This is a genomic window from Pseudocalidococcus azoricus BACA0444 (assembly GCF_031729055.1).
GTDB lineage: Bacteria > Cyanobacteriota > Cyanobacteriia > Thermosynechococcales > Thermosynechococcaceae > Pseudocalidococcus > Pseudocalidococcus azoricus.
In genome coordinates this window covers 158607-181478 of record NZ_JAVMIP010000001.1, presented here as the reverse complement: position 1 = coordinate 181478, position 22872 = coordinate 158607, and the positions used below count along the sequence as shown (strand labels likewise).

General features: G+C 50.8%; 27 protein-coding genes. 15 read left to right on the top strand and 12 right to left on the bottom strand.

Annotated elements, in window-relative coordinates; all coding sequences use genetic code 11:
- Positions 1-172 precede the first annotated feature (172 nt).
- Positions 173-763 carry a DUF3177 family protein gene (locus tag RIF25_RS00865; protein WP_407682285.1) on the bottom strand — a complete coding sequence of 197 codons (591 nt, stop codon included), beginning with the start codon at positions 761-763 and terminating at the stop codon, positions 173-175.
- A gap of 185 nt (positions 764-948) precedes the next feature.
- Here RIF25_RS00865 and ldpA point away from each other — a divergent pair, with 185 nt between their 5' ends.
- The 6 genes from ldpA (at position 949) to RIF25_RS00835 (ending at position 6463) form a co-directional block, all read left to right on the top strand.
- On the top strand, positions 949-1998 hold the full coding sequence (gene ldpA, locus RIF25_RS00860) for a circadian clock protein LdpA (RefSeq protein ID WP_322876681.1): 1050 nt from the start codon (positions 949-951) through the stop codon (positions 1996-1998).
- Complete coding sequence (locus RIF25_RS00855) at positions 1991-3700, top strand: R3H domain-containing nucleic acid-binding protein (RefSeq protein WP_407682284.1); 1710 nt, start codon at positions 1991-1993, stop codon at positions 3698-3700. Before ldpA ends, RIF25_RS00855 begins: the two co-directional genes overlap by 8 nt.
- Before the next feature lie 286 nt (positions 3701-3986).
- Positions 3987-4466, top strand: a complete 480-nt coding sequence (locus RIF25_RS00850) for a GNAT family N-acetyltransferase (protein WP_322876679.1) — start codon at positions 3987-3989, stop codon at positions 4464-4466.
- A gap of 44 nt (positions 4467-4510) precedes the next feature.
- Positions 4511-5113 (top strand): Uma2 family endonuclease, encoded by a 603-nt coding sequence (locus RIF25_RS00845; RefSeq protein ID WP_322876678.1) that lies wholly within the window; start codon positions 4511-4513, stop codon positions 5111-5113.
- Between the two features lie 99 nt (positions 5114-5212).
- Positions 5213-5551 carry a P-II family nitrogen regulator gene (locus tag RIF25_RS00840; RefSeq protein WP_015123128.1) on the top strand — a complete coding sequence of 113 codons (339 nt, stop codon included), beginning with the start codon at positions 5213-5215 and terminating at the stop codon, positions 5549-5551.
- A 39-nt stretch (positions 5552-5590) separates the two neighbouring features.
- Positions 5591-6463 carry a shikimate dehydrogenase gene (locus RIF25_RS00835; RefSeq protein WP_322876677.1) on the top strand — a complete coding sequence of 291 codons (873 nt, stop codon included), beginning with the start codon at positions 5591-5593 and terminating at the stop codon, positions 6461-6463.
- A gap of 85 nt (positions 6464-6548) precedes the next feature.
- On the opposite strand, the gene RIF25_RS00830 is transcribed toward RIF25_RS00835, so the two are convergent.
- The 4 genes from RIF25_RS00830 to RIF25_RS00815 all read right to left on the bottom strand — a co-directional run bounded on the left by RIF25_RS00830 (position 6549) and on the right by RIF25_RS00815 (position 10935).
- A complete protein-coding gene (locus RIF25_RS00830; RefSeq protein WP_015123130.1) occupies positions 6549-6848 on the bottom strand; it encodes a ferredoxin in 300 nt (99 codons plus the stop codon).
- Between the two features lie 204 nt (positions 6849-7052).
- Positions 7053-7706, bottom strand: coding sequence for a phosphate ABC transporter permease (locus RIF25_RS00825; RefSeq protein WP_322876676.1), 654 nt, complete (start codon positions 7704-7706; stop codon positions 7053-7055).
- A 76-nt stretch (positions 7707-7782) separates the two neighbouring features.
- Entirely contained in the window at positions 7783-9489 is a 1707-nt protein-coding gene (locus RIF25_RS00820; RefSeq protein ID WP_322876675.1) for a M48 family metalloprotease, read from the bottom strand.
- Between the two features lie 258 nt (positions 9490-9747).
- Positions 9748-10935 carry an HhoA/HhoB/HtrA family serine endopeptidase gene (locus tag RIF25_RS00815; RefSeq protein ID WP_322876674.1) on the bottom strand — a complete coding sequence of 396 codons (1188 nt, stop codon included), beginning with the start codon at positions 10933-10935 and terminating at the stop codon, positions 9748-9750.
- Positions 10936-11143: 208 nt separating this feature from the next.
- On the opposite strand from RIF25_RS00815, the gene RIF25_RS00810 reads away from it, so the two are divergent.
- Together RIF25_RS00810 and RIF25_RS00805 are read left to right on the top strand one after the other, a co-directional pair.
- On the top strand, positions 11144-11620 hold the full coding sequence (locus RIF25_RS00810) for a hypothetical protein (protein WP_322876673.1): 477 nt from the start codon (positions 11144-11146) through the stop codon (positions 11618-11620).
- Between the two features lie 125 nt (positions 11621-11745).
- The gene (locus RIF25_RS00805) at positions 11746-12057 is read left to right on the top strand and encodes a DUF6679 family protein (protein WP_015123135.1); all 312 of its coding nucleotides are present in this window, start codon (positions 11746-11748) and stop codon (positions 12055-12057) included.
- Between the two features lie 2 nt (positions 12058-12059).
- Here the strand turns inward: RIF25_RS00805 and RIF25_RS00800 are convergent, their stop codons facing one another.
- The 3 genes from RIF25_RS00800 to RIF25_RS00790 form a co-directional block, all read right to left on the bottom strand.
- A complete protein-coding gene (locus RIF25_RS00800; protein WP_322876672.1) occupies positions 12060-13244 on the bottom strand; it encodes a class I SAM-dependent methyltransferase in 1185 nt (394 codons plus the stop codon).
- Positions 13245-13652 (bottom strand): pentapeptide repeat-containing protein, encoded by a 408-nt coding sequence (locus tag RIF25_RS00795; protein WP_322876671.1) that lies wholly within the window; start codon positions 13650-13652, stop codon positions 13245-13247.
- A 179-nt stretch (positions 13653-13831) separates the two neighbouring features.
- On the bottom strand, positions 13832-14263 hold the full coding sequence (locus tag RIF25_RS00790; protein ID WP_322876670.1) for a tellurite resistance TerB family protein: 432 nt from the start codon (positions 14261-14263) through the stop codon (positions 13832-13834).
- Positions 14264-14357: 94 nt separating this feature from the next.
- Here RIF25_RS00790 and RIF25_RS00785 point away from each other — a divergent pair, with 94 nt between their 5' ends.
- From RIF25_RS00785 to RIF25_RS00770, 4 genes are all read left to right on the top strand, one after another.
- Complete coding sequence (locus RIF25_RS00785) at positions 14358-14726, top strand: hypothetical protein (protein ID WP_322876669.1); 369 nt, start codon at positions 14358-14360, stop codon at positions 14724-14726.
- Between the two features lie 34 nt (positions 14727-14760).
- Complete coding sequence (locus RIF25_RS00780; protein ID WP_322876668.1) at positions 14761-15231, top strand: hypothetical protein; 471 nt, start codon at positions 14761-14763, stop codon at positions 15229-15231.
- A gap of 57 nt (positions 15232-15288) precedes the next feature.
- Entirely contained in the window at positions 15289-15720 is a 432-nt protein-coding gene (locus tag RIF25_RS00775) for a DUF4168 domain-containing protein (RefSeq protein ID WP_322876667.1), read from the top strand.
- A 165-nt stretch (positions 15721-15885) separates the two neighbouring features.
- On the top strand, positions 15886-16974 hold the full coding sequence (locus RIF25_RS00770; RefSeq protein ID WP_407682283.1) for a hemolysin family protein: 1089 nt from the start codon (positions 15886-15888) through the stop codon (positions 16972-16974).
- 50 nt (positions 16975-17024) lie between these two features.
- On the opposite strand, the gene btpA is transcribed toward RIF25_RS00770, so the two are convergent.
- Positions 17025-17915 (bottom strand): photosystem I biogenesis protein BtpA, encoded by an 891-nt coding sequence (gene btpA, locus RIF25_RS00765; protein ID WP_322876665.1) that lies wholly within the window; start codon positions 17913-17915, stop codon positions 17025-17027.
- A 118-nt stretch (positions 17916-18033) separates the two neighbouring features.
- On the opposite strand from btpA, the gene folK reads away from it, so the two are divergent.
- Entirely contained in the window at positions 18034-18585 is a 552-nt protein-coding gene (gene folK, locus RIF25_RS00760) for a 2-amino-4-hydroxy-6-hydroxymethyldihydropteridine diphosphokinase (RefSeq protein ID WP_407682282.1), read from the top strand.
- Here folK and tadA read toward each other — a convergent pair.
- On the bottom strand, positions 18488-18997 hold the full coding sequence (gene tadA / locus RIF25_RS00755; protein ID WP_322876663.1) for a tRNA adenosine(34) deaminase TadA: 510 nt from the start codon (positions 18995-18997) through the stop codon (positions 18488-18490). The genes folK and tadA overlap by 98 nt on opposite strands.
- Positions 18997-19809 (bottom strand): methyltransferase domain-containing protein, encoded by an 813-nt coding sequence (locus tag RIF25_RS00750; protein WP_407682267.1) that lies wholly within the window; start codon positions 19807-19809, stop codon positions 18997-18999. The genes tadA and RIF25_RS00750 overlap by 1 nt, the downstream gene beginning before the upstream one ends.
- 53 nt (positions 19810-19862) lie before the next feature.
- On the opposite strand from RIF25_RS00750, the gene recF reads away from it, so the two are divergent.
- Positions 19863-20981: a DNA replication/repair protein RecF gene (gene recF / locus RIF25_RS00745; RefSeq protein WP_407682281.1), complete on the top strand. Its 1119-nt coding sequence runs from the start codon at positions 19863-19865 to the stop codon at positions 20979-20981.
- Between the two features lie 57 nt (positions 20982-21038).
- A complete protein-coding gene (gene trmB, locus RIF25_RS00740; RefSeq protein ID WP_322876660.1) occupies positions 21039-21719 on the top strand; it encodes a tRNA (guanosine(46)-N7)-methyltransferase TrmB in 681 nt (226 codons plus the stop codon).
- Here trmB and lpxB read toward each other — a convergent pair.
- A complete protein-coding gene (gene lpxB, locus RIF25_RS00735) occupies positions 21672-22859 on the bottom strand; it encodes a lipid-A-disaccharide synthase (RefSeq protein WP_322876659.1) in 1188 nt (395 codons plus the stop codon). The genes trmB and lpxB overlap by 48 nt on opposite strands.
- Positions 22860-22872: the final 13 nt, after the last annotated feature.

The following is a 22872-nucleotide window of genomic DNA, read 5'->3' as shown; positions in this document are numbered from 1 at the left end:
TGGTGTTAGGGTCAGTCCTTTTTCATGGCTGCTGGTATAGCGTTACTCATTTAGGGTGAGATGGGGATAAGTCAGAAAATGCTTTGTGGGTTAGGTCTTTTTAAGATTCTGACTCTCTCAGAACAGCCTGTGTAACCCGATGGTCAAAAGTTTATCGTCCCCAGACCAGACACTACAGGCCCGTGGCAGAACGTCCTTGTTTGGGTAAGCGGATAAAGACAAAATAGCCCAGATAGAGGACATAAATCACCAGGGCCACAACGGCAAAGAAGCCGAGGGTTCCCGGTTTAGCCTGGGCATGGAACATGGCTTTGAACATGAGTGGGGGTTGTAACCAGGCCTGGCAGGCAGTGCGCCTAATCGCCCCAGGAATAAAGGCACAATCTAAAAATACAGCTTGCCCCAATGCCGCCAAAATACAGTAGAGGGTTACTCCCCACCGCCAACTATTAAAGACCAGGCCAAGGGTATCCCGGCGATCTGCCACCTCCTCATTTAAGTCCACCCAAAACCATAAACTGAGGGGAATCAAAATTAACGCCGCAAACCCACTCACATAACTGACCGGCCATTGGGCAATCATCAGATAAACCGTAATGGCTAACAAGCTGGCGATCCGCCAATAAATAATCAATAACTGAGTGATGGCCTGGGCATTTTGAATCACGGCCCACAGGAGCAACCCCAAGGGCAACACCACGGTGAACAAGACCGCTAAACGAAAATCCATCCAAACAAGTTTCTGGAGGAGGTCTAAAGTCAGTTCCATAGGTGCAAAAGGGGTAAGGGGACTGGAAGATCTTTAACTGTGGCCATATATCTCAGGGGCTAATTTTAGCAAGGCCTGGGTACAATAGAGCGAACCGATTGGTTAGGGCCGGTGGGCTGATGATGATTGCCCTGCCTCAAACATAGCAACCATGTGTCCTTTTACTAGATTCCAGGCCTGTGCCATTTTCAACCACGCCTCTAGATTCTCTCCATTGCGGCCAATGGTGCAAACTAATTACTGGGGCCAGCTTTCAGGATTTACCGCAAATTCATCATTTAGCCTTGGCCTATAGTCTGGCGGGGGTGGATTGTCTGGATGTGGCAGCAGATCCGGCCGTGATTACAGCGGCCCTTGAAGGGGTTGAATCGGCTCTGACCCATAATCCTGAACTCATCCGACCATTTTTAATGGTGAGCTTGAATGCCGGTGAAGATCCCCATTTCCGCAAAGCCACGTTTGATCCCCAGGCCTGTCCGAGTGATTGTCCCCGTCCCTGTGTGAGTATTTGTCCGGCGGCGGCGATTTCCTTTGATTTAGCTAAGTATCCCGAACTAGGGGTAATTCGGTCGCGCTGTTATGGCTGTGGGCGGTGTTTACCCGTGTGTCCGTTGGGGCATATTCTGACGGATTCCCAACCTGCTGATCCGAGTCTGATCAAACCCTTGATTCGTGCAGGCCAAGTCCAAGCCCTAGAGTTACATACCCGGCCTGGGGAAACGGCGGCATTTTTAGAGCTATGGCAGCAGGTGAAGGAGTTTATTCCCTACTTAAACGTCCTTGCGATTAGTTGCCCGGATGGTGAAGGATTACAAGAGTATTTGGCCTGGATTTTTGAGCTAATTTCCCCCTTACCCTGTGCTTTAATTTGGCAAACCGATGGCCGGCCGATGAGTGGCGATATTGGCGATGGCGCAACTCGGGCCTGTGTCAAGTTGTCAGAAAAAGTCCTAAGCCAACATTTACCGGGATTTGTTCAAGTCGCGGGCGGCACAAATGACCATACCGTTGCTAAACTCAGGGCATCAGGACTGCTGCGATCCCCCAGACCTGGCAATGATCCCCGTTCTGTGGCTGGAATTGCCTACGGTAGCTATGCCCGTTCCCTGTTAGCTGAGTTTCAAAAAGAGGGCCTGGCCTGGTCTGAAGCCCCTGATTTGCTCAATGCTGCCGTCACCGTTGCCCAATCCCTTGTCCATCAAATTAAGTCACCCCCTCACCATGGTTGAACTCGCCCCCGGACAACGCCAAGTTACCGATGACCTGCCCCAACTCCTCGAGATTCTCCCCGGTTATTTACAAGCCACCCTCCGAGACCATGCCCAGCGAGAAGATTTATTGGAAGTGGTTCTCGATCTCGGTCGCCCACCCCAGGCCCGGTTTGTCAAAGGTTCCGAAGATTTAAGTCAAACCCCCGTCTCGCGGGAAGATTTAGAATACTGTGTCCAGCGGGTGGGGCAATTTAGCGGGGATAATCGGGCCGGGATTGAACGCACCTTGCATCGGATTAGTGCTATTCGTAATCGGCAAGGAACGATTATTGGCTTAACCTGTCGGGTCGGGCGGGCGGTCTTTGGCACGATTGGCTTAATTCGAGATTTAGTCGAAAGTGAACAGTCCATTTTGCTCCTCGGCCGGCCGGGTGTCGGCAAAACCACCGCCTTGCGGGAAATGGCCCGGGTCTTAGCGGATGATCTCCATAAGCGGGTCGTGATTATTGATACCTCCAACGAAATTGCCGGTGACGGTGATATTCCCCATCCAGCCCTCGGCCGCGCTCGGAGGATGCAAGTGGCTCGGCCCGAACTCCAGCATCAGATGATGATCGAGGCGGTGGAAAACCATATGCCCCAGGTGATTGTCATTGATGAAATTGGCACGGAATTGGAAGCCTTGGCCGCGCGCACCATTGCCGAACGGGGAGTACAACTGATTGGCACAGCCCACGGAAACCGCCTGGAAAACCTGATTAAAAATCCCACCCTTGCGGATCTAGTCGGGGGAATTCAATCGGTGACATTGGGGGATGATGAAGCCCGGCGGCGGGGTACGCAAAAAAGTGTTTTAGAACGCAAAGCCCCCCCCACGTTTCCGATTGCAGTTGAAATGCTGGAGCGCGAACGCTGGGTCGTCCATGACAATGTTGCCGATACCGTGGATCAACTCCTGCGCGGCCATACCCCCAACCCCCAAACCCGCGCGGTGAATGAAAATGGCGAAGTGGTCATTACCCAGGCCCCGCCGGAAACCAAAAAATTCGAGATTAAATCCGTCCCCTTAGGCAGTCAGTGGCAAGACAGTCATTGGCGCGGCAGTGGTCACATTGTCCCGTTACCCCCAACTCAACCCGCTCGTCCCGAATACGAATTTGCCAGCCTTCTCGAACAATCAGAAACGCTGCCACCTCTGGGGCCCAATGGGGAAGAACTGCCGATCCATATCTATCCCTATGCGGTGAGTCGGCATCATTTAGAGCAGGCTATTAACACCCTCAACTTACCGATTGTGGTGACAAAGGAAATTGATACTGCCGATGTGATTTTAACCTTGCGTTCTCACCTCAAGAGCCAATCCAAACTCCGGCATCTAGCCCATCTCCATCACATCCCCATCCATACGATCAAAGCCAACAGCATGGCGCAAATTGTGCGGGGATTACAGCATTTGCTCGGCCTGGAAGAACCGAGTCCGGCGGATGGGGTGAATTTAGCCCTGTTTGCCCCGACTGGCAATGATGATGAAATTGAAGCCCTAGAAGAAGCGCGTTTGGCGGTGGAAAAAATTGTCATTCCCAAAAAGCAACCCGTAGAATTGTTACCCCGCTCTGCCAGTATTCGTCGCATCCAACATGAACTGATTGAGCATTATCGCTTAACTTCCCAAAGTTTTGGCGAAGAACCCTATCGGCGATTGCGAATTTATCCGGCCTAAGCATTTGGAGTTAGCAGCATATTAGGCGGATCAAGTGATTGTTAGGGCGGTAGCTAAAAGTTATCTATCATGGCGTTACGCAGACTATTCTCAGAGAATAAAAGCTTGATCAGCATTACTGAAAGGCATATCCTGACTTGCCCTCATCAGTGCCTTAAATCTGAAATGCTATAGATGCAAATTTCTCAGGAATTTATTATCAAACTGATGGCAAATTTTAATTTGATGCTGAGGTTGTCAGGCTTAAAATGATACAGAAAAATACAATCCCTAACTGGAACTTGTGATGATTCAGTTGACGACCCCCGACGACAGGGATGCATTACTTGCCTTAGCACAAGCAGTAGGACTTTTCGATTCAGATCAAATTGTAGAACTTACTCAAATGCTGGATCAATATTTCAGCAACGACTCACAAAGCCAAAATCTATGGCTTACCGATTATGATCATGGGCCAGTCGGTGTTGCTTATGCTGGGGCAGAACCTATGACTCATGGGACATGGAATCTTTACCTGATTGCTATTCACCCCAACTACCAAAAACAAGGGCGGGGATCAATGTTATTGAAATATATTGAGAAGGTTCTGGCTGAGCGCGGTGAACGTGTGCTCCTGGTAGAAACCTCTGGAACGGATGAGTTTCAATATGTCCGGGCATTCTACCGCAACAATGGCTACGAAGAGGAAGCAAGAATTCGTGACTTCTATGCAGATGGGGTCGATAAAGTTGTCTTTCGTAAGGTGTTGAGAGGTATTGCCTTATAAAAAACACACTGACCAGTCAACTGGAAATCAAGAGTGAGCAACGGGTGATTGTTCATAATTTGACTTGGGATAAGTATCAACAACTTCTGCAATCACTCCCTCAAACTCGGCATCTTCGCCTTGCCTATGATCGCGGAACCTTAGAAATAACAATACCCTTAGAACCCCATGAATTTACGCGGGAATTAATCAGTCTCTTTATCCGGGTTTTAGTGACAGAAATGGGCCTAAAGCTCAAAACGATGGGATCAACCACATTGTCCCGCCCAGACTTAGAACGCGGGGTCGAACCGGATTGTGCCTATTACATTCAAAACCAGGCCAAGGTTATTGGTCGCACCGTCAATTTAGCCCAAGATCCACCCCCAGATTTAGTTGTTGAGGTTGACTTTAGCCATAGTGATCTAAATAAAAATCAACTTTATGCAGCTTTGGGAGTACCAGAATTTTGGCGATATAACGGTCAGGAATGGCAAATTTTTCAACTGCAAGAAGATCGTTATATTGAATGCGAAACAAGCCCAACCTTTCCCTGGGTCGCCAAATCCTATTTGTATAATTTCTTAGCCCAGGCCCAAGGGGATGAAGCGGCAGCAGAATTGGCCTGGCCAGCATTGGTTCAACACCAGAGCCAAGGGCAAAAATAGAGTTTTGTATCACAGGCTACATGAATAGGGGAGGAGACGGTGATAGATAGGGTATAGGTGAGAATAGTTCCACGCTAGCCGTCCATTGAGGAAAGTCTCTTGAAAAAAGTAGAAGCGATTATTCGTCCCTTTAAGCTTGACGAAGTTAAAATTGCCCTCGTAAATGCTGGAATTGTGGGGATGACCGTCTCGGAAGTGCGGGGATTTGGCCGCCAAAAAGGACAGACCGAGCGGTATCGTGGCTCAGAATATACGGTGGAATTTCTCCAGAAGCTCAAAGTTGAAATTGTTGTTGAAGATGAGCAGGTGGATACCGTAGTTGAAAAAATTATTACGGCAGCCCGCACTGGGGAAATTGGTGATGGCAAAATCTTCATCACTCCCGTGGAGCAGGTGGTTCGGATTCGCACGGGTGAAAAAAATCAAGAAGCCGTTTAAGGGGCCTTAGTTGTTGCCAGGCCCAGAGAGTCTTTAACCATGCCAATTCGGGGCACAACCCAACTCTTAGGGGTGATTGGCTATCCTGTTAAGCATAGTCTTTCCCCTGTGATCCATAATGCTGCTCTAGAGTCCTTGGAGTTGGATTATGTTTACCTCCCCTTCCCCATTGCCCCTGGGGATTTGGCAGCAGCCCTTCCTGGGATGTTGGCCATTGGTGTGCAGGGATTTAACATTACGATTCCCCACAAACAAGGGATCATTCCCTTCCTCAAATCCGTATCTCCTTTGGTGGATCAGGTAGGGGCAGTGAATACCGTCAAGCGAGAAGCCGGGGCCTGGATTGGCACAAATACAGATGTGGCTGGGTTCCTAGCTCCCTTACAGGCCCTAAATCTCAACTGGTCAAATCAAACAGGTCTATTATTGGGCTGTGGAGGGGCAGCGCGGGCTGTGGTGGTGGCCTGTTGGCAGTTGGGCCTGGCAGAATTAATCGTCAGCGGCCGTGATTTGGCTAAGTTACAAGTATTTCAGGCCAGTTGGCAAGATATTCTTCCGCCCAGATTTTTGAAGATTATTCCTTGGGGGGCCTGGGCTGGGGAACTGGCAGCGGTGGCTCTAGTGGTGAACTCAACTCCCTTAGGGATGGCCCCAGAGATTAATCAGTCTCCCTTAACCCCAGCAGATTTAGATCAATTACCGGCCGCAGCCATTCTCTATGACTTGATTTACACGCCAAACCCAACCCAATTACTGGCCTGGGGCCAAGAGCGGGGCTTAAAGACCATTGATGGCCTGGAAATGTTGATTCAGCAAGGGGCCGCGGCTTTTCAATGGTGGTTAGGACAACCGGCCCCAGTGGATGTGATGCGGGCCCAGGCCTGGGCTAGGTTGTTTCCAGAAAAGGTATAGGTTCAAGTTGATCCCTATAAAAATCCCCAAGACGAGTATCATCCTGAGGAGATCAAGGAATTAAAGTTTTCTCGAAAAGTTTATCTTAGTAAAGTTCTTCTTCTTGGTGAGTCAGAATTTTACAATCAGATTTTGGATAGGCAACGCAGGTTAGAACATAGCCTTTTTCGATTTGATCATCATCCAAGAAGGACTGGTCAGACTGATCGACTTCACCTTCGACAATCTTACCCGCACAGGTCGAGCAGGCCCCAGCCCGGCAGGAGAAGGGTAAATCTAGGCCCTGTTCTTCTGCAACATCCAAAATGTATTCGTCATCAGGTACATCAATGGTGGTATTTAGGCCCTGAGCCTCATTGATTAATGTCACCTTATAGGTTGCCATGAAATAGTCCTCTTCTCTTACGGAAACGGCGTTAGAGCAAGTGCTACTCTGCCCTAAATGATTAGGGGGCAAAATGCTCCATCTCTGATACTAGGGGAAAATCTCCATTTTGGTAGAGATGGTCTGGGTTGTTTGCCAATGGTTTTTGCAAAGGGTTCCATTAGATATATTCAATTTACTTATCTATCTGTACAGGGGACTCTCCTAACGGCGGCGGCGGGCAAGACGGCGATTAAATTCATAACTCATCTGCTCAAAAATGTCCCGCTGCACCCAAGGATAGTCACTCACCCACAGACGGTGGCGCGGCAGATAAATATCACTAATTTTCTCAATATCCTCTAGGTTGGCGCGCCGGGAGAGAACAATAACCTCAGCTTGATCCCCAGGCCGGATGACCCGATGTTGGGGACTGAGGCGGGCCTGGAGTTTGGTTTCAAAGCCAGTTTCATCGCCAATTTCTAAATTCAAGCGGCGCTCGCGTTTTTCAACAATCACCAATTCTCCCCGTTGATCCACGGATTCTTCTTTGCCAATTAATTCTTCTGTGACATAAACGGACAAAACTTCCCCTTGCCAAAACCCACTGTAGGGAAAACGGCGATAGACCTGATTGCGGAAACTGGCAGATACTGCTGGCCACCATAACCAATACAAACCGGCCACCAGGCCAGCCACCAGTTGCACCCCATGGCCGACGTAACTCAGAGGGAACCAAACCGCGACCACACCCACCACGGAAAAAATCAATCGCCGCAGCAGGTCGGGAATCTTCCCCCAAACATAGCGATATTGCCGACCCGTGGCCACAGCCGGGATGAGTTGTTCAAATTTTTGGCGGGTGAGGGGTTTGAGCATGAAGCGAGGAAGAGGAAAGGGTCTCCCTAAATCTTAAAATCCCTAGGGGCATTCCATCGGGGCAACAGAACTTTATTTAGAGCCAAGAGGTTGTCGGGGGACTGGGGGAGGGAGAGATTGACGGTTGCGGCCCCGGGCTAGGCGTTGGCGGTGGGGCATCGGGATCAGACCCGGCCTGGAGCTGGGCTTGAACTTGGCGGTGGGAATAAACCCCCTCATAGCCATAGCGATTATAGTTCTGCTGCTCAACCAGGTTTTCCAGATACCGCAACCGCTCTGGGGTGGCCGGGTGGGTTGCAAACCAAGGTACAACCGTATTTTGCCCCCGATATTCCTGGTTAAGGAGATAGGTGAAATTAATCAATCCATCGGCCGCATAGCCACTGCGAGCCAAAATTCTAGTACCAACAATATCCGCTTGACGCTCCATATCTCGACTAAAACTCGTCACCGTCACCCCCGCCACATAGCCCCCCGCCGGAATTAGACGGGCCACATTCAGAGCCGCCGTGCCTTGGGTAGCCAGTTGAAAGCCGTGGGACAGTACCGCATGGGCAATCTCATGGCCAAGCAGTCCGGCGAGTTCGGCTTCAGAGTTGGCTTTGATAATGGCTCCGGAATTGACAAATACTTTTCCGCCAGGCAGAGCAAAGGCATTGAGTTGCGGATCATTAACTACGAAAAATTCATAATCAAATTCGGAACGCCCAGCGAGTCGAGCCAGCTTTTGGCCGAGATTATTGACGTAGCTGACCACCTCGGGCTGTTCCACGAGTTTAAGTTGGCGGGTGAGTTGCTTAACGGCCGCTTCCCCAATGGCAGATTCTCCCTGCATGACCAGCATCATGGTTTGGACAGTACTCAGGGACATCAAGGGGCTACCTGTAACCGCAATGCCCACGGCTCCGGTAATGGCACTAGCGATCAGGCCCTCTTGAATTTTTCCTTGGAGGTTGCGCCGAAATCGCTGCATTCGTTCATCGGCAAGGGTGCTAAACTCTGCGGATTGGGGATGATTAGGGTTAACCACAAGAAATTGGCGGGCGGTGAGGGCCGATTCAAGCCACTCTTTGCGTTGATCGTGGGCCAAAATTAAAGCCCGAGTAATGTCGGCCTGGTCGGGGTAGAGGGTAGCGGCCCGTTCCAAGAGGGCTAGGGCCTGGCGAGGATTCCCTTGGGCTTCTAGATATTCCGCGAGTTTGAGATGGGCCGGAATGAACTGGGGATAGGTTTCGACCAGGAGTTGCAGGGGCACAACTTTGGCACTGTAGAGTTGTCCTTCTGAACCCCCTAGGGCTTCGCGCCAATAGACTTGACCAGCAGGGGGGAGTTGGCCAGGATTTTGAATTGGGGCTGCCAAGGGCGGTGAACTGGCAAAATTACCTTTGGCCTGGCGATAAAGCTGAGTGGCCCCGGAGATGTCCCCCGATAAATACAGCTTATCCCCCGCCGCCAACAGGTCATAACGGGATTGATGATAGGTCTCTGCATCCGAGGTGGCCGCAGCCGGAACCAGATCCTGATCCAAATTAATGGGGCTTGCCGCGGGTGTGGCTGTTGGCGGTTGAGGGGGAGGCGATGGAGATGGTTGGAGATCCTGGGCTGAACCTTGGCGAGGAATCAGGTGGGTTGTGATCAGACCTGCTTGATTCAAAATCTGGATTGGGTTGGCCTGGGTTGTGGCAATGAATAGGCAGGTCGTCAGGCATAGGACTAAGGATCTCACCCAAGCAGACCGTTGGGGCGCAGTCAGGAATTTGGGAAATCGAGTTTGGTAGCGCAATTGAAATACCCTAGCCGATGGCATGACTCCGATTGAAAGGAATAGAGGTTGACCCCCCAATATAGAGCAATATCGTGTTACCAACCCAGACCTAGGGCTGCATCAGAGGAAAGGCCGGCATTTTGACAAAATAAGACCTGGCAATCCCCAGCAAGGAGGGGCGGTGTAACCTTAGATTGCAGCCTAGGCTGGAGGCAAAACTAGCTGATTCTTGGCAAAAGTTCATCTTGACTGCCTCCCTCGTGCCTGGAATAGTCCCTACCGTTGCCGACTGGCTTGGGTGGGTAAGGGAGCGGGTTGCACGGCAATACTCATGCTTTGACCCTGCCGCCGGACATTGAGTTCTAGGGTCGAACCCACAGAGGAATTTTCTACCACCTGTTGAACTTGATCTGCTTTGGTGACGGACTGACCATTGATACTTTGGATCACATCACCGGCCTGGAGACCAGAGCGGGCGGCGGGAGAGTTGGGAATGACTTGGAAAATCAAGACCCCTTTATCATCCTGGACACGCACAGGGCTGTTGGGCGCACTATTGATCTGATCGCGCACTTCAGGGGTGAGACTAGCCATGCGAATGCCTAAGAAGGGATGCTCAACCTTGCCATTAGCAATCAACTGGTTGGCAATGCGCTGGGCTGTTTTAATCGGAATCGCAAATCCCAGGCCCTGCGCGCCCCCAATAATTGCGGTATTCATCCCAATCACTTCCCCCTGTTGATTCAGGAGTGGCCCACCCGAGTTCCCAGGATTGATGGCTGCATCCGTCTGAATAAAGCCAACCCGTTTATCTGGAACACCCACATCCCCACTGCTGCGTCCGGTTGCACTGATAATGCCAGCGGTGACGGTATTGTCCAGGCCCAAGGGATTTCCAATGGCAATGGCCCATTCCCCCGGCCGGAGTTGATCCGAATCCCCAATCCGGGAGATAGGCAGGTTTTCGGCTTCAATTTTTACGACAGCGACATCTGTAACCGTATCTTGCCCGAGGACTTTCCCTTCATAGTTGCGCCCATCCTTAAGCGTGACCGTCACCCGATCCGCGCCATCAATCACATGAGCATTGGTGAGAATCACACCATCGGAGCTAATGATAAACCCAGAACCTGTGCCCCGCTCTACCCGTGTTGGGGGTTGATTTTGGCGAGGTGCCCCAAAGAACTCTTGGAAAAAGGGATCGTTAAAAACGCGGGGAGTACGGGCTTGGACAGTCCGAGAGGAATCAATCCGCACCACAGAGGGGCCAACTTTTTCAACTGCCTGAGCGATAAAGTTAATATCACCAGTCCCGGTTATTGGGGCAGAGAGTTGCGCGACAGAGGGTTGCACCAGGCCACTGCGAGATGGCAAAAATTGTCCCGTGAACAAAGTAGCGGCCGCGCCCAGGGCCATAAAGGAAAGGCAGGTGATGGAGCGATTGAAAACAGGGTGAGTTGCCATAGTTATTCGCAAAGGAAAGGAATAGTTGATCAAATTACTTAAAGACTTGACGCAAAGCTGATGGTGTTGGTTCCCAGCCTAGAGATCTACCCACTCCTATTGATAATTGCTTCCCTAAGACGACTAGAATAAGAATATTATTGCCCTAGACTTATAGATCCGTCAAAAATTGTCTGCTTTTCCTTTATTGATGCCTGCCCTAAAACCAGTGAGTCGCTCAGCTAAAGTTAGACGATTTCCCTGGGGGGCTCTTTGTGCTGTGGTTTTAGCCTATCTGACCCTGGGGTTAAACTTGGCGAATGGCAATCCTGGCTGGAGTTTTTGGGAGCATTGCCTGGCTTCAATTTTGATTGTTATTTTGATCTTGGGCTTAGGGAATATTCTTCATACTTGGGGCCGGGGAAACTTGTTGCGCCTGGTTCAACTTGGGCCCCGTAGTGTTTTTACAATGTTTTATCTGAGTTCAATCGTTACCTTAGCCGTAGTTTCTCCCCTGATTTTTGCCTTGGTAGGGATAATTGGCTCGACAGATACACTCTTACGCTTGGAAATGCGTGCCGCTGGTTATTCCCTTGCCCAAGTGTTTTTTGTTTTAATTCCCCTTGGCCTGGGGGGGATGTTACTGGGGTGGCTTTGTCATTACTTGATATCAACTAATAGTTTGGGACTGTTACTGAATGGCTAAGTGCTTATCCTGGTTTTCTATTAAATTGCCCCCTTCCCAAAGATCAGGTCATGGCCTAGACTGTCAGGCAATGGTTAGGGGTTGTGCTTTGCTTTTGACCAGATTCCGATCAGGAGAAATGCCCTATGTTGCATCGTAAGCTCTACCAACTGTACACAGATGGCCAGGAGATTGGGGTATATCTGCGAGACCAACAACGCCTGATTGATCGGGCCCAGATTGTGGAAATTGAGGGAGATTTAGTCACCCTTCGCTATGAGACAGATGAAGAGGATGAGGTTTGCTCTTGGGAAGAAATGGTGCGCTTAGAAAGTATTGGGGCGATTACCCGCAAGTTAGCCTCTGTACCCCGTGGCTTTTCCGATCCTTTGGTCTCTGAGGATTGCCCAGAAGCCGAGCAACTACCTAAGCCTTCCCCAGAGGTCAATCCCGATTAGGTTCAACTCTGGAGCAAGTTGGTCTCAGATGCTAGGGCGAGCATTTTCAAGGGCTGAAGGGTTTTGTCCCCTTTTCCTTGTAACAAGACTCGCAATCCTCCCAGGCCCAGCGGGTTAATTAACTGTTGCAAGGCAGCCCGGCGGCGGAGGGCGTGATTGATGTCACGGGAGGTTTGGTTATTTTGCCGCAAACGCTCAGCCAACCCCAAGGACATTAACCAAGGGGCCTGATGGGTCAAAATCAGTGATCTTAAGCCCTGTTGCTCTCCCCAGCGTTCTAGGGTTGTGAAATCCACATGGGCGGTTAAATCCTGTTGTCCGAGATGGATATAGGGATTGTTGTGATGTCGGTGTTGGTAATAAGCTTGTAAGGTGCCATCACTGCGGTTCGGGTGATAATAGGTCGCGGCGGGATAGCCATAATCAATGGTCAGGACAAACCCCTGGGCTAATCGCTGGGCAACGGTGGTCAACCAATCTAAGGCAGCTAAGTTTACTTCTGTGCGATACCCGTCTGGATAGGGTGGGGTTGTCAAATTCAAGCCAAGATATTCAAAATAAGCTCCCAGGCCTGGGGTGGAGAGGGGGCCAAGTTCTTCTGTGAGTTGATTTTGGGACTCATTGAGCCGGACATAGATTTCCTGAAGTTCTCCCTGTTGCCAACAAACCCGGTGGACAGGCAAGGCATCTACTAATTCATTGGATAAAAAACAGCCCACCACAGACTCTAGAGGGATCTCCCCCCAATCCCGCCAAATAGCCCGATCAATCTCTGCCCAATTCCTGAGTTGATTTTTTTGGGTTCCCCGTAGCCTCTCGGAGCGTTCAATAATCACATAGCTCAAGGCCTGGTAAAAGTCGGGATACTCAGCCTGACAAAACCGCAAAATATCAGCCGCCAAAACCCCTTGCCCTGCCCCCATTTCCACAACTGTAAATAATGCGGGTTGGGCTAAGGCTTGCCACATCTGAACCAACTGGACGGCCACTAATTCGCCAAAGTCCGGGCTAAGGTGGGGTGATGTCAAGTAATCCCCAGTTTTTCCCATTGGGGCCGAGTCGCGGTTGTAATAGCCAAACGTGGGATCGTAGAGAACCCGCTCCATAAATTCCGCAAAGGTAACCCGTTGGTCTGGGGCAGAGAGCAAGGCCTGGGATAGAAAATCTGGCAGGGGTTTGGAGTTCACTTAAGGAGACAAATGCCCATTGGGGAGAGTGGTGGCTTTCAGGGTGGCCTGGGAAAGGGTGGTTTGAGTGAGGATTGCCCCCCGCAGATTAGCCCGACTCAGGTTGGCACCTCGGAGTTGGACAGTGACTAAACGAGCATTGACTAAATTGGCTTCAATCAGCTTTGCTCCCCCCAGGTTCACGTTGGTCAAGGAAGCATTGCTTAAAGTTGCCCCGCTGAAGTCAATGCCCCTTAAATCCACATCCACAAGGCTGACCCCACTAAGATCAATTCTTTGAAAATCACGTTTTCCCTGGCCATAGGCTTGCACCAAATCAGCGGCTTTCTTCTGATTCAGCACAAAGGGAGCGTAACGCTCTAGGAAGTTGGGTTTAGCGGGGCCTGGGGTAGAACTGGGATTGGACATAAAAAAGCGAAAAAAACAAATTTATGGTTAATTTCCCCCAATTCCTATTCTAGGGACTGATGATGATCATCCTGCTTTTTTACCGTGGACTTTCTAAACGTCTCCTAATTTGCGCCTAACTATCCCATAGGTCAGGCCATACCAACCTTAATCTGGGTGGACAGCTAGGGCCAAGAGTCTTAGGGATGGATTTTGCTTAAAATTGCTTTGAGTCCTTTGCGAACTTGTTGTCCGACAGTTGCCACCAGGGTGGGACCAGGTTCGGGGAGAGGGGGAATTTCTGCCATTAGAGTGTAGTAGTCGTCTAACAGTTGATGCTCTTGGGGAGAAACAACGTCATCGGCAATTAAGAGCGTGCCAATATCCACGAGGAGTTTTTGTCGTTCGGTGGCGGTAGAGTCGGGGAGATAGGTGGCGATCAACTCTTCCGTGATGGCTAGAGGTACAGGGGCAGCTAAGAGTGACTGTAATTCGGAGTCTTCTTGCAGGTGATATTGGCTTAAGAGTTTTTGGAGATAGCTCACTTCTGTGGGTTGAAGACTGCCATCTGCCCAGGCCGCACCAATAATAATGGCGATTATTTGCCGGAGATGGGATTGAGGATAGTTCATAGGAGCGGGTGACTAGAGTGCAGGAGCGCAATGAGGGTGATCACAGGACAACTATTCCTTATGATGGGGGATACGGCGGCCTTGAGGAACATTTGTGAATATTAACTCGCTGTATGTCAGCCCCAGTTTGCGCTTTTGGTTGACCCTAATTTTGGGGGTCTGGGCCTTGGGGGCGTTGGGCCTGGGCTGGCTCGTTAAGTCCTTTGTGATTCTGCTGCTGATCCTGGCCGTGACTCCAATCCTGATCGTGATTGGTTTGCGGTTCTGGTTAAAACAAAACTTAATCCAGGCCCCCTGCCCAGTGTGTGGTTTTGAATTTGCCAGTCTCGTTAATAGTAAAACCCGCTGCCCTAATTGTGGTGAAGCTGTAGAAGTGCAGGATCGTCAATTTGTCAGGCAAACCCCGCCGGGAACTATTGATGTGGCTGCGGTTGAGGTGCAATCCCAGGCCCTAGAGGATTAAACAAACCCCGTCAAGGTGGGAGAGGTCAAACCCAATGCTACATGGATTGTTGTGGTTACCGCTGTTATTGGTCTTCTTTGGCCTGGCTGGCCTGGGGTGGCATGAATGGCAAAAGTTACAGGCCTATGAACGTTGGGCCAAGGATTTTGAGACCGCCAAATATGATGTCCGAGCCGTTTTAGGCCTAAATCAAACCCAATTAACCTGGGGCAACCCCACTCGCAATGGCCCTGTCAACCTACAGACTATTGATCTTAGCCAAATCCAAATAGTGCAAGTCTGGGTTGATCACCAGCCTATTACCCTCACTGATCCACCCGCCCCGGCCCACCAGATTGAGCTAGTTTTAATCCCTCAGGATAGCTCTAACAACGTGGGGCAACCCTACGCGATTCCCTTTACCGACATCACCCTAGCGGTGAACTGGGCAGAACATCTGCAAAAGCGTTTATGGATGGGTACAGACCCTGGCCTGGGAACTCCTCTTTCCCTAAACCCTTCATAACTGGTAGTGCATCCCCGATCCATGCAGACTTTACCCTTACGTTGTGGCTCATCCCTAATGTTCAGATCACTGAAGCGTTTTGCTTGCGGTTTCGGGTTATTGACCACCTTTGGCCTAAGTGGGTTGACCACGACCGCCCAGGCCCAAGTCATTGCTCCTAGTCCGACAACAACCCTTAGCAATAGCCAACTCAGTAGTTATGCCCAGGCCGTACTAGCTATTGAACCGATTCGCCTGAAGTATTATCGCCAGGCCCAGAAAATGTTTTCCGGTCAAGTCCCCCGTAATAGCTGTTTAGCCGAGCCGAAAAATCTCGCTTCCCGCCGCCTAGATCATCTCTGTAGCCAATATTTCAATGAATCCAGGCAAATTCTCAAAAAATATGACCTCACCCCCGAGGAATTTAACAGCATTACCCAACAAATTTACGCTAATCCTGGTCTCTACCAACGTGTTCAATCTGAAATGATGCGCCTGCAAAAGAAATAAGCATCCTCCCAAACTCCCCAGGCCCGAAGCTTTTAAGATTCTCCCCATCATCAGGGGATCCCTAAATCCGTTAGACTAAATTCTGCTAGATTCGGAACAGCATGATCTGGATAATGCCTGGCCCCGTGATCTAGCTTATTGCATGATCCTAAGTCCTTGAGCAGTCTGGTTTTTACAGTTTTATCCCCGCCACTGCCTGTGTTTGCCAGTGAGCCAGTTTTGGGTGACTTGCGCTTTGATGTAGCAGTCTTAGTCTTGATGCTAGTCCTGTCGGCAATTTTTTCTGGCTCGGAAACGGCCATTACAGCCCTCGACAACTTAAAACTACGGGCCTTAATCAAGGAGCAGGGGGATCCAACGGGCCTATTCCGCTTGGTCTTGGAAAATCGGACTCGGTTTGTTTCCACGTTGCTTGTGGGGAATAACTTAGTCAATAATGTATCGGCCATTCTGACGGGGAACGTTTTTGCTGTTTGGCTGGGGAGTGGTTCGATTGGCCTGGCAACCGGGGTGATTACCCTCCTAACTTTAATTTTTGGGGAAATTACACCCAAATCCCTTGCGATTACCAATGCGATGGCAATCTTTAAGGTGGTTGTCCGCCCCATTTATTGGCTATCGGTGATTCTCTGGCCGCTGATATTCATCTTGGAGAAAGTGGTTCAAGCCCTGTTACGCCTGCTCCAACCTAATCCGACCCACCAGGGGGAATCCCTCCAGGATCTACAACTGATGATTGAAATCTTAGGTGGACGCGGACAACTTGATCTCCAAAAACGGCAATTGCTCAATAAAACCCTTGCCCTAGATAAACTCAGTGTCCGCGAGGTGGTTCGGCCGCGCACAGAAATGCAAACCGTTGCCAAAGAGGCCAGCCTCCAAGACCTGATTAGTATTTGCCTCGAAACAGGCTATTCCCGGATTCCTGTCCAAGAGGAGAGCAAAGACACAATTATTGGCGTGATTAATCTCAAACAAGCTCTGAAGGTTTTAGAAGGTCAAGGGAATCAATCTGTCGTCAGTGCGATGGATGCCCCAGTCTTTGTCCCGGAAACAAAACGTCTTGCAGATCTATTGAAGGAAATGCTGGTGCAACAACTCCACTTGGCCATTGTTGTGGATGAATATGGGGGAACCGTTGGCCTGGTCACCCTTGAGGACATTTTGGAAGAGTTGGTGGGGGAAATTTATGACGAAACAGATTTACGGGCCTGGTTACGTCCTCGTAGTCGCCGGATAATCTCTAAACTTTAGGACTGTTCCGGTGACGGAAGCCCTGATGAATTAATGTATAGTCTGTGGACTCAACCGAGGGGCAGCGTGGGCGTGGGTAGAGCCATCGAAGAAGTAGCAGATTTTGGCAGTTCTTTGGCCCCTTCGATGGACTCTTCCGTAGCTAAGGCGTGGCGGAGGGCAGCCACAAACCGACTCACCCGAATCGGATCAACGGGCTGTTCAATTTTGCCTTGCCGTTTCAGAGAACTGGCGACAATGACCCCGTTGGCGAACCGGATCAAGTCCGGAATATTTTCCCAGGTGGCCCCACTGCCAATGAAGACGGGCGTACCTTTGGCTGCATCTAGGGACAGTTCTAGGTCTTCTTGACTAGGCGGGCTGCCCGTGGCCCAACCGGATAAAATCACTCCATCGGCCAGGCCCCGTTGAATCGTATCGGCAACTGCGGTGGTGAGATTGGGGCTTCCTAACGGGCGGGCGTGCTTGACTAAAACATCAGCAAAAATCTTAATATCTTGCCCCAATTCCCGCCGGTAGCGCAGAAGGTGATGGGCTTGACCTTCAATTAAACCTTGATCCGTGGCCATCACCCCTGTCAGCACATTCACTCGGATAAACTGACACCCCGTACAGGCGGCAATGGCCAGGCCACTGTGGGCATCATTTCTCAAAACATTAATTCCCAAAGGGACGGTGACAAGATTTTTCAGCCGCTGGATTACTAAGGTCATCCCACTGACAACGGCTGGATCGACTTGGCTTTTGGTAAAGGGAGCATCAAAGAAGTTTTCGACAATAATGCCATCAACACCCCCGGCGGCTAAAGCCGTTGCTTCCTGTTCGGCTCGGTCAATCACAACCTTAAGACTGCCGCCCCAACGGGGAGATGTGGGTAAAGGCAGGAGATGGACGACTCCAATTACAGGGCAGGCTGAGGCAAAAAGGGGCTGTAAACTCACAACAGCATTTCGATCAAGCTAGGGTGGACGGCGGCCAAGGCAGAAAAAGCAGTCAAAAGAGTTGAGCTAAAAATAGCCTAGGTAATAGTATATCCTGCGGGGGGATTCTCTTTTTATGATGGATTCTGTAATGGCCGTGGTGGGATTGGGGAGTAATTTGGGGGATTCCCTGGGGCTGGCAAACATGGCGGTTGAGAGCATTGCCATGCTACCTGAAGTGCGCCTAATAGCCTGCTCTCGCTGGTATCGAACCCACCCGGTTGGGCCACCACAGCCGGACTATCTCAATGGCTGTCTGCTGCTGGAAACAACATTATCTGCCCCAGGCCTGTTAACTGCTCTCCAAGCTATTGAAACTCAGGCCCAACGTCAGCGGCTGATCCATTGGGGCCCACGGACATTGGATTTAGACTTAATTCTCTATGCTGATTTAATCATTAACAGTCCAACTCTGACCGTTCCTCATCCCCATTTCCATGAGCGGGGGTTTGTCTTAATTCCCTTGGTGGAGATTTATCCCCAGGGGCGAGATCCGCTCACCGGTAAAACGATCGCAGCCTTAGCCCAAGAGATTACTCCTGAGGGAATTTCTCTTTGGCCCGTTGCCGATGCTCCCGAAACCAGGCCTGGAGTTGCGCTCGACAGTCTTCTCCCAGAACCCCCCCGATAACGTCCAAGCGATGAAAGGCTGCCGGACTGGTGGGAATATTGATCACGGTTCCCATCGCGCCTGCTTTGGGATCGGTTGTGCCATAGATCAGGGTTTTGATCCGGGCCTGGAGAATCGCCCCAGTGCACATGGGACAGGGTTCAAGGGTGACATAGAGGGTACAGTCCGTCAGATACCAGGTTCCGCGGATTTGGCCGGCCTGGCGGAGGGCAATGATTTCGGCATGGGCGGTGGGATCATTGTCCCGTTGACGGCGATTTGCCCCGGTGCTGACAACTTGACCCTGGCTATCTAAAATTACAGCCCCGACTGGAACTTCGCCAAATTCTCCCGCCGCTGTCGCAAGAGTCATGGCCTGGGACATCCAGTATTCATGGGGCAGGCCGGGTGGCTCAGGGGTGGCAGGGGACATTATGGCAAATGGCGGGGCTTACTGGCGGCAAATCGCAATCTCACATAATCAGCCGACCATTGCCCGAAAACATCACACAAGATGGGTTTTACGTCTGTGATGACCTCTTCTAGAAAGGTATTTCGCTCAGGTGGCGTAATCAGACCTAGGTAAGGTTGAGCAAAGGTTGTCAGCCAGGCCCGCATATCAGTTGGAAGCTGGGTGGGCCGGGGAATCAGAACAATTTGATTCACTGTAAACCCTATGGCGACTAAGCGAGCCTGATACTCCTCAACAGTGGGAAAATACCAGGGATTGATGGCTGCTGGATTAGCCCCCCGCTTTTCTAAAGTCCTGTTTAAGGCGGTCTGAATTGTGGCAATATTCCCATGACCGCCAAATTCACCAACAAACCTGCCCCCTGGTTTTAGGGCTTGCCAAACCCCAGCAATCACCTGATCCGGTTTTTGCATCCAGTGTAGAGCCGCATTACTAAACACTGCATCAAACTCGGCTTGGAAGTTCAGGGCCTGGGCATCTAGAAGGTGAACTGCTACGCCCATCGCCCTTGCTGTGGCAATCAAGTCAGGGCTGGAGTCAACCCCCACTACTTCACAACCCAAGGCCTGTAATTTTGCAGTTAACACCCCATCCCCACAGCCGAGATCTAAGACTCTTTCTCCGGCTTTTGGGCCTAACCAGGCCACAACGGGTAGCCCAAGATCAGACACAAAGCGGGCATTCTGGGCATAGGTTTGAGAATTCCAGGCCTGGGTCATGGGGAAACCTTCTCGCAACACGGGTGATCCTAAGGGGCTGTCATGGTTGCTCATCCTCTCATTGGTCGCTAAAGTTGCTGTGTGACCACTTCTGCCAGGCCGAGGGGATGTATCTCCAGCATCTTTCACTGCGCTACTTTCGGAATTATGTTGAACAACAGGTTAAGTTCCAGGCCCCCAAAATCATTCTAGTTGGTGAAAACGCCCAGGGTAAATCCAATCTATTAGAAGCGGTGGAGTGGTTGGCCGGCTTAAGTTCTCATCGCACGGGTCGAGATCGGGATTTAATTCAAACCAATCAACCCCAGGCCTTGATTCAGGCAGAGATGGTGCGTGCCAGTGGCTCTCTAGAATTGGGCGCGATTCTCCGGCAAAGTGGGCGGCGGAGTTTATTGGTGAATGGGGAGTTGGTGGCCCGATCGCTGGACTTTTTGGGACATCTCAATGCCGTCCAATTTTCCAGCTTGGATTTAGACCTGGTGCGGGGGGGGCCAACGGAACGACGGGCCTGGTTAGATCGGGTGTTAACCCAATTAGAACCCATTTATGCCCATCTCTGGCAGACTTATCACCAAATCCTGCGCCAACGCAACGCCCTCCTCAAACAAATCCTCAACCAAGCCACCGATGCCAGCCAACTCCCCCTCTGGAATCAGCAACTAGCTACGGCCGGAGTCCGGTTAATGCGCCGCCGCCATCGCCTGATTGAACGGTTAGGCCCCTTGGCCCAGGCCTGGCAGGAAAAAATTAGCGATCATCGAGAAAACCTGGCATTAAATTATGGCGCAAATGTAACGGCCGCAACCCAGGCCCCAGAAGACCTCTGGCAAGCCTTTATGGAAAAAATACAAGCCCGGACGGTGACCGAACAGATACAAGGTACGACCCTAGTGGGCCCCCATCGGGATGATGTCGAGTTACTGATCAATGACAGCCCGGCCCGACAATATGGCTCCCAGGGACAGCAGCGCACCTTGGTTTTGGCTCTAAAACTGGCAGAATTGGAGTTAATTGAGGCTGTCATTGGAGAGTCGCCCTTGTTACTGTTGGATGATGTCTTAGCCGAACTGGATTTACACCGTCAAAATCAACTCCTAGGGACTATCGAAAATCGCTTCCAAACTATCATTACCACCACCCATTTAGGTGCATTTGACCCGGCCTGGTTAAGTTCTGCCCAAGTGATGACAGTGAAGGCCGGCCTGGTCAGTCCAACCCCCCCATGACTTGACCTCAACCCACTACCCTAGAAAAGAGGCTCTCTCCCGATTTATCCCCGCCCCATGCCCTCCGTCCGCACTCGCCAGCACGTTAATCCCCTCAGTCGCCAGTTTCAAACCCCCATTGAAACTCCGGCCTGGGAGACCGTGTTTGCAAATTCAAATCAGCCCTTGCATTTAGATATTGGTTGTGCGCGGGGGCGATTTGTCCTGGAAATGGCAGAAATTTGTCCCAACTGGAACTTTATTGGTTTGGAAATTCGCCAAGTCCTGGTGGATGAAGCCAATAGGATTGCCCAGGCCAGGGGGTTAGGGAATTTATCCTATCTATTTGCCAATGCCAATGTTTCCTTGTCCCAGGTTTTTGCTCCCGCCACTGTGGATTTAGTCACAATTCAGTTTCCGGATCCCTGGTTCAAACGCCGCCACCAGAAACGCCGCCTGGTTCAGCCAGAATTGGTCGCCGCCTTGGCCCAAATCATCAAACCCGGTGGTTTTGTCTTTCTACAATCGGATGTTTTCGAGGTGGCGGTACAAATGCGGGAAACTTTTGCTGAACATTCCCTATTTAAGGTGGGTTGTCCAGATCGATATGGGTTAGGCGAGATATGTAGTGATTTAGAGCAGGGGGCCTGGCTAGGGGAAAATCCTTTACCCGTGAAAACAGAACGAGAAAAGCGGGTTGAGTTCTATCGGCTACCAATTTACCGTTGCGGTTTCTTGCGCCAAGAGGTTGAGAATTGACTGGGCGGCCCGGCGGACGGCTCCCGGTTCTCCAGCCAGGTGCTTGACCCGATCATAGCCCGCTAACATTTGCGCTTTGGTTTGGGGATTTTGGAGAATATCTAAGCTCGTGGCCGCAATTTTATCTGGCGTGGCATTTTCCTGGAGGAGTTCGGGGACAACTGGCTCCATGGCAATTAAGTTAGGGGGGGAAACATAGTCTAGATCAAACTTCAAGAACGTCTGATAAAGCCACAGCCCGAAAGGATTGATCCGATAAACCACCACCTGCGGGACATTCATGAGGGCAATTTCTAGGTTCACGGTTCCCGACTTGGCCAAGGTCAAATCCGCAGCGGCGATCAACAGCAACGGCTCCTCTAAAATCGGAATTTCCAGGCCAAACTCTGCCACCGTGGCCGCAATTTCCGCCCGATACTGAGCTAATGAGAGGGAAAGCCAAAACCGGGCCTGGGGGAGTTGGGCTTGAATAATTTTGACGGCACTTAGAAACAGAGGCAATAGGGACTTAATTTCTTGATACCGGGAGACTGGAAACAGGACAATGGCCAATTCATCGGCTTTAAGCCCTAACTGTTGCCGGGCCTGGTCGCGATTGGGGGCATTTTTGACCCGATCCACGAGGGGATGCCCGACCCAAGTAATGTTTGCGCCGTGTTTTTTGTAGTAGCGTTCTTCTTCGGGAAAGATGGCAATCATCTGATCGCTGATCTCAATCAGCTTTTGAGTTGTTTTGGGGCTATGAGACCAGATCCATTCCTGGGGGGCGATGTAATAGACGGTGGGCACTGGGAGATGTTGGCGAATGTAGTTCCCCAAGGTCAGATTGGCGGCAATGTAATCAATGAAAATAACTAAATCGGGCGGATTGTTCTGGAGTTGCTTTTTGGCCAGAGCCTGAAACTTGATTGTGGGAGCCACATAGCGCAGGGCCTCCACAAAGCCAATGGAACTAATGCGGCGGGTGTCGTAAATAATTTTCGCTCCAGCGGCTGCCATCCGTTGTCCCCCCAGGCCGGTGATCTCCAACTCCCACCCCCGAGCTTCGGCCTGGTCAAAGAGGGCTGCGACTAAGAGACCCCCTTGCAAATCACCAGAAATTTCACCAGTGCTAATGAAAATCTTGAAGTTTTTTGTCATACCCAGCCTGACC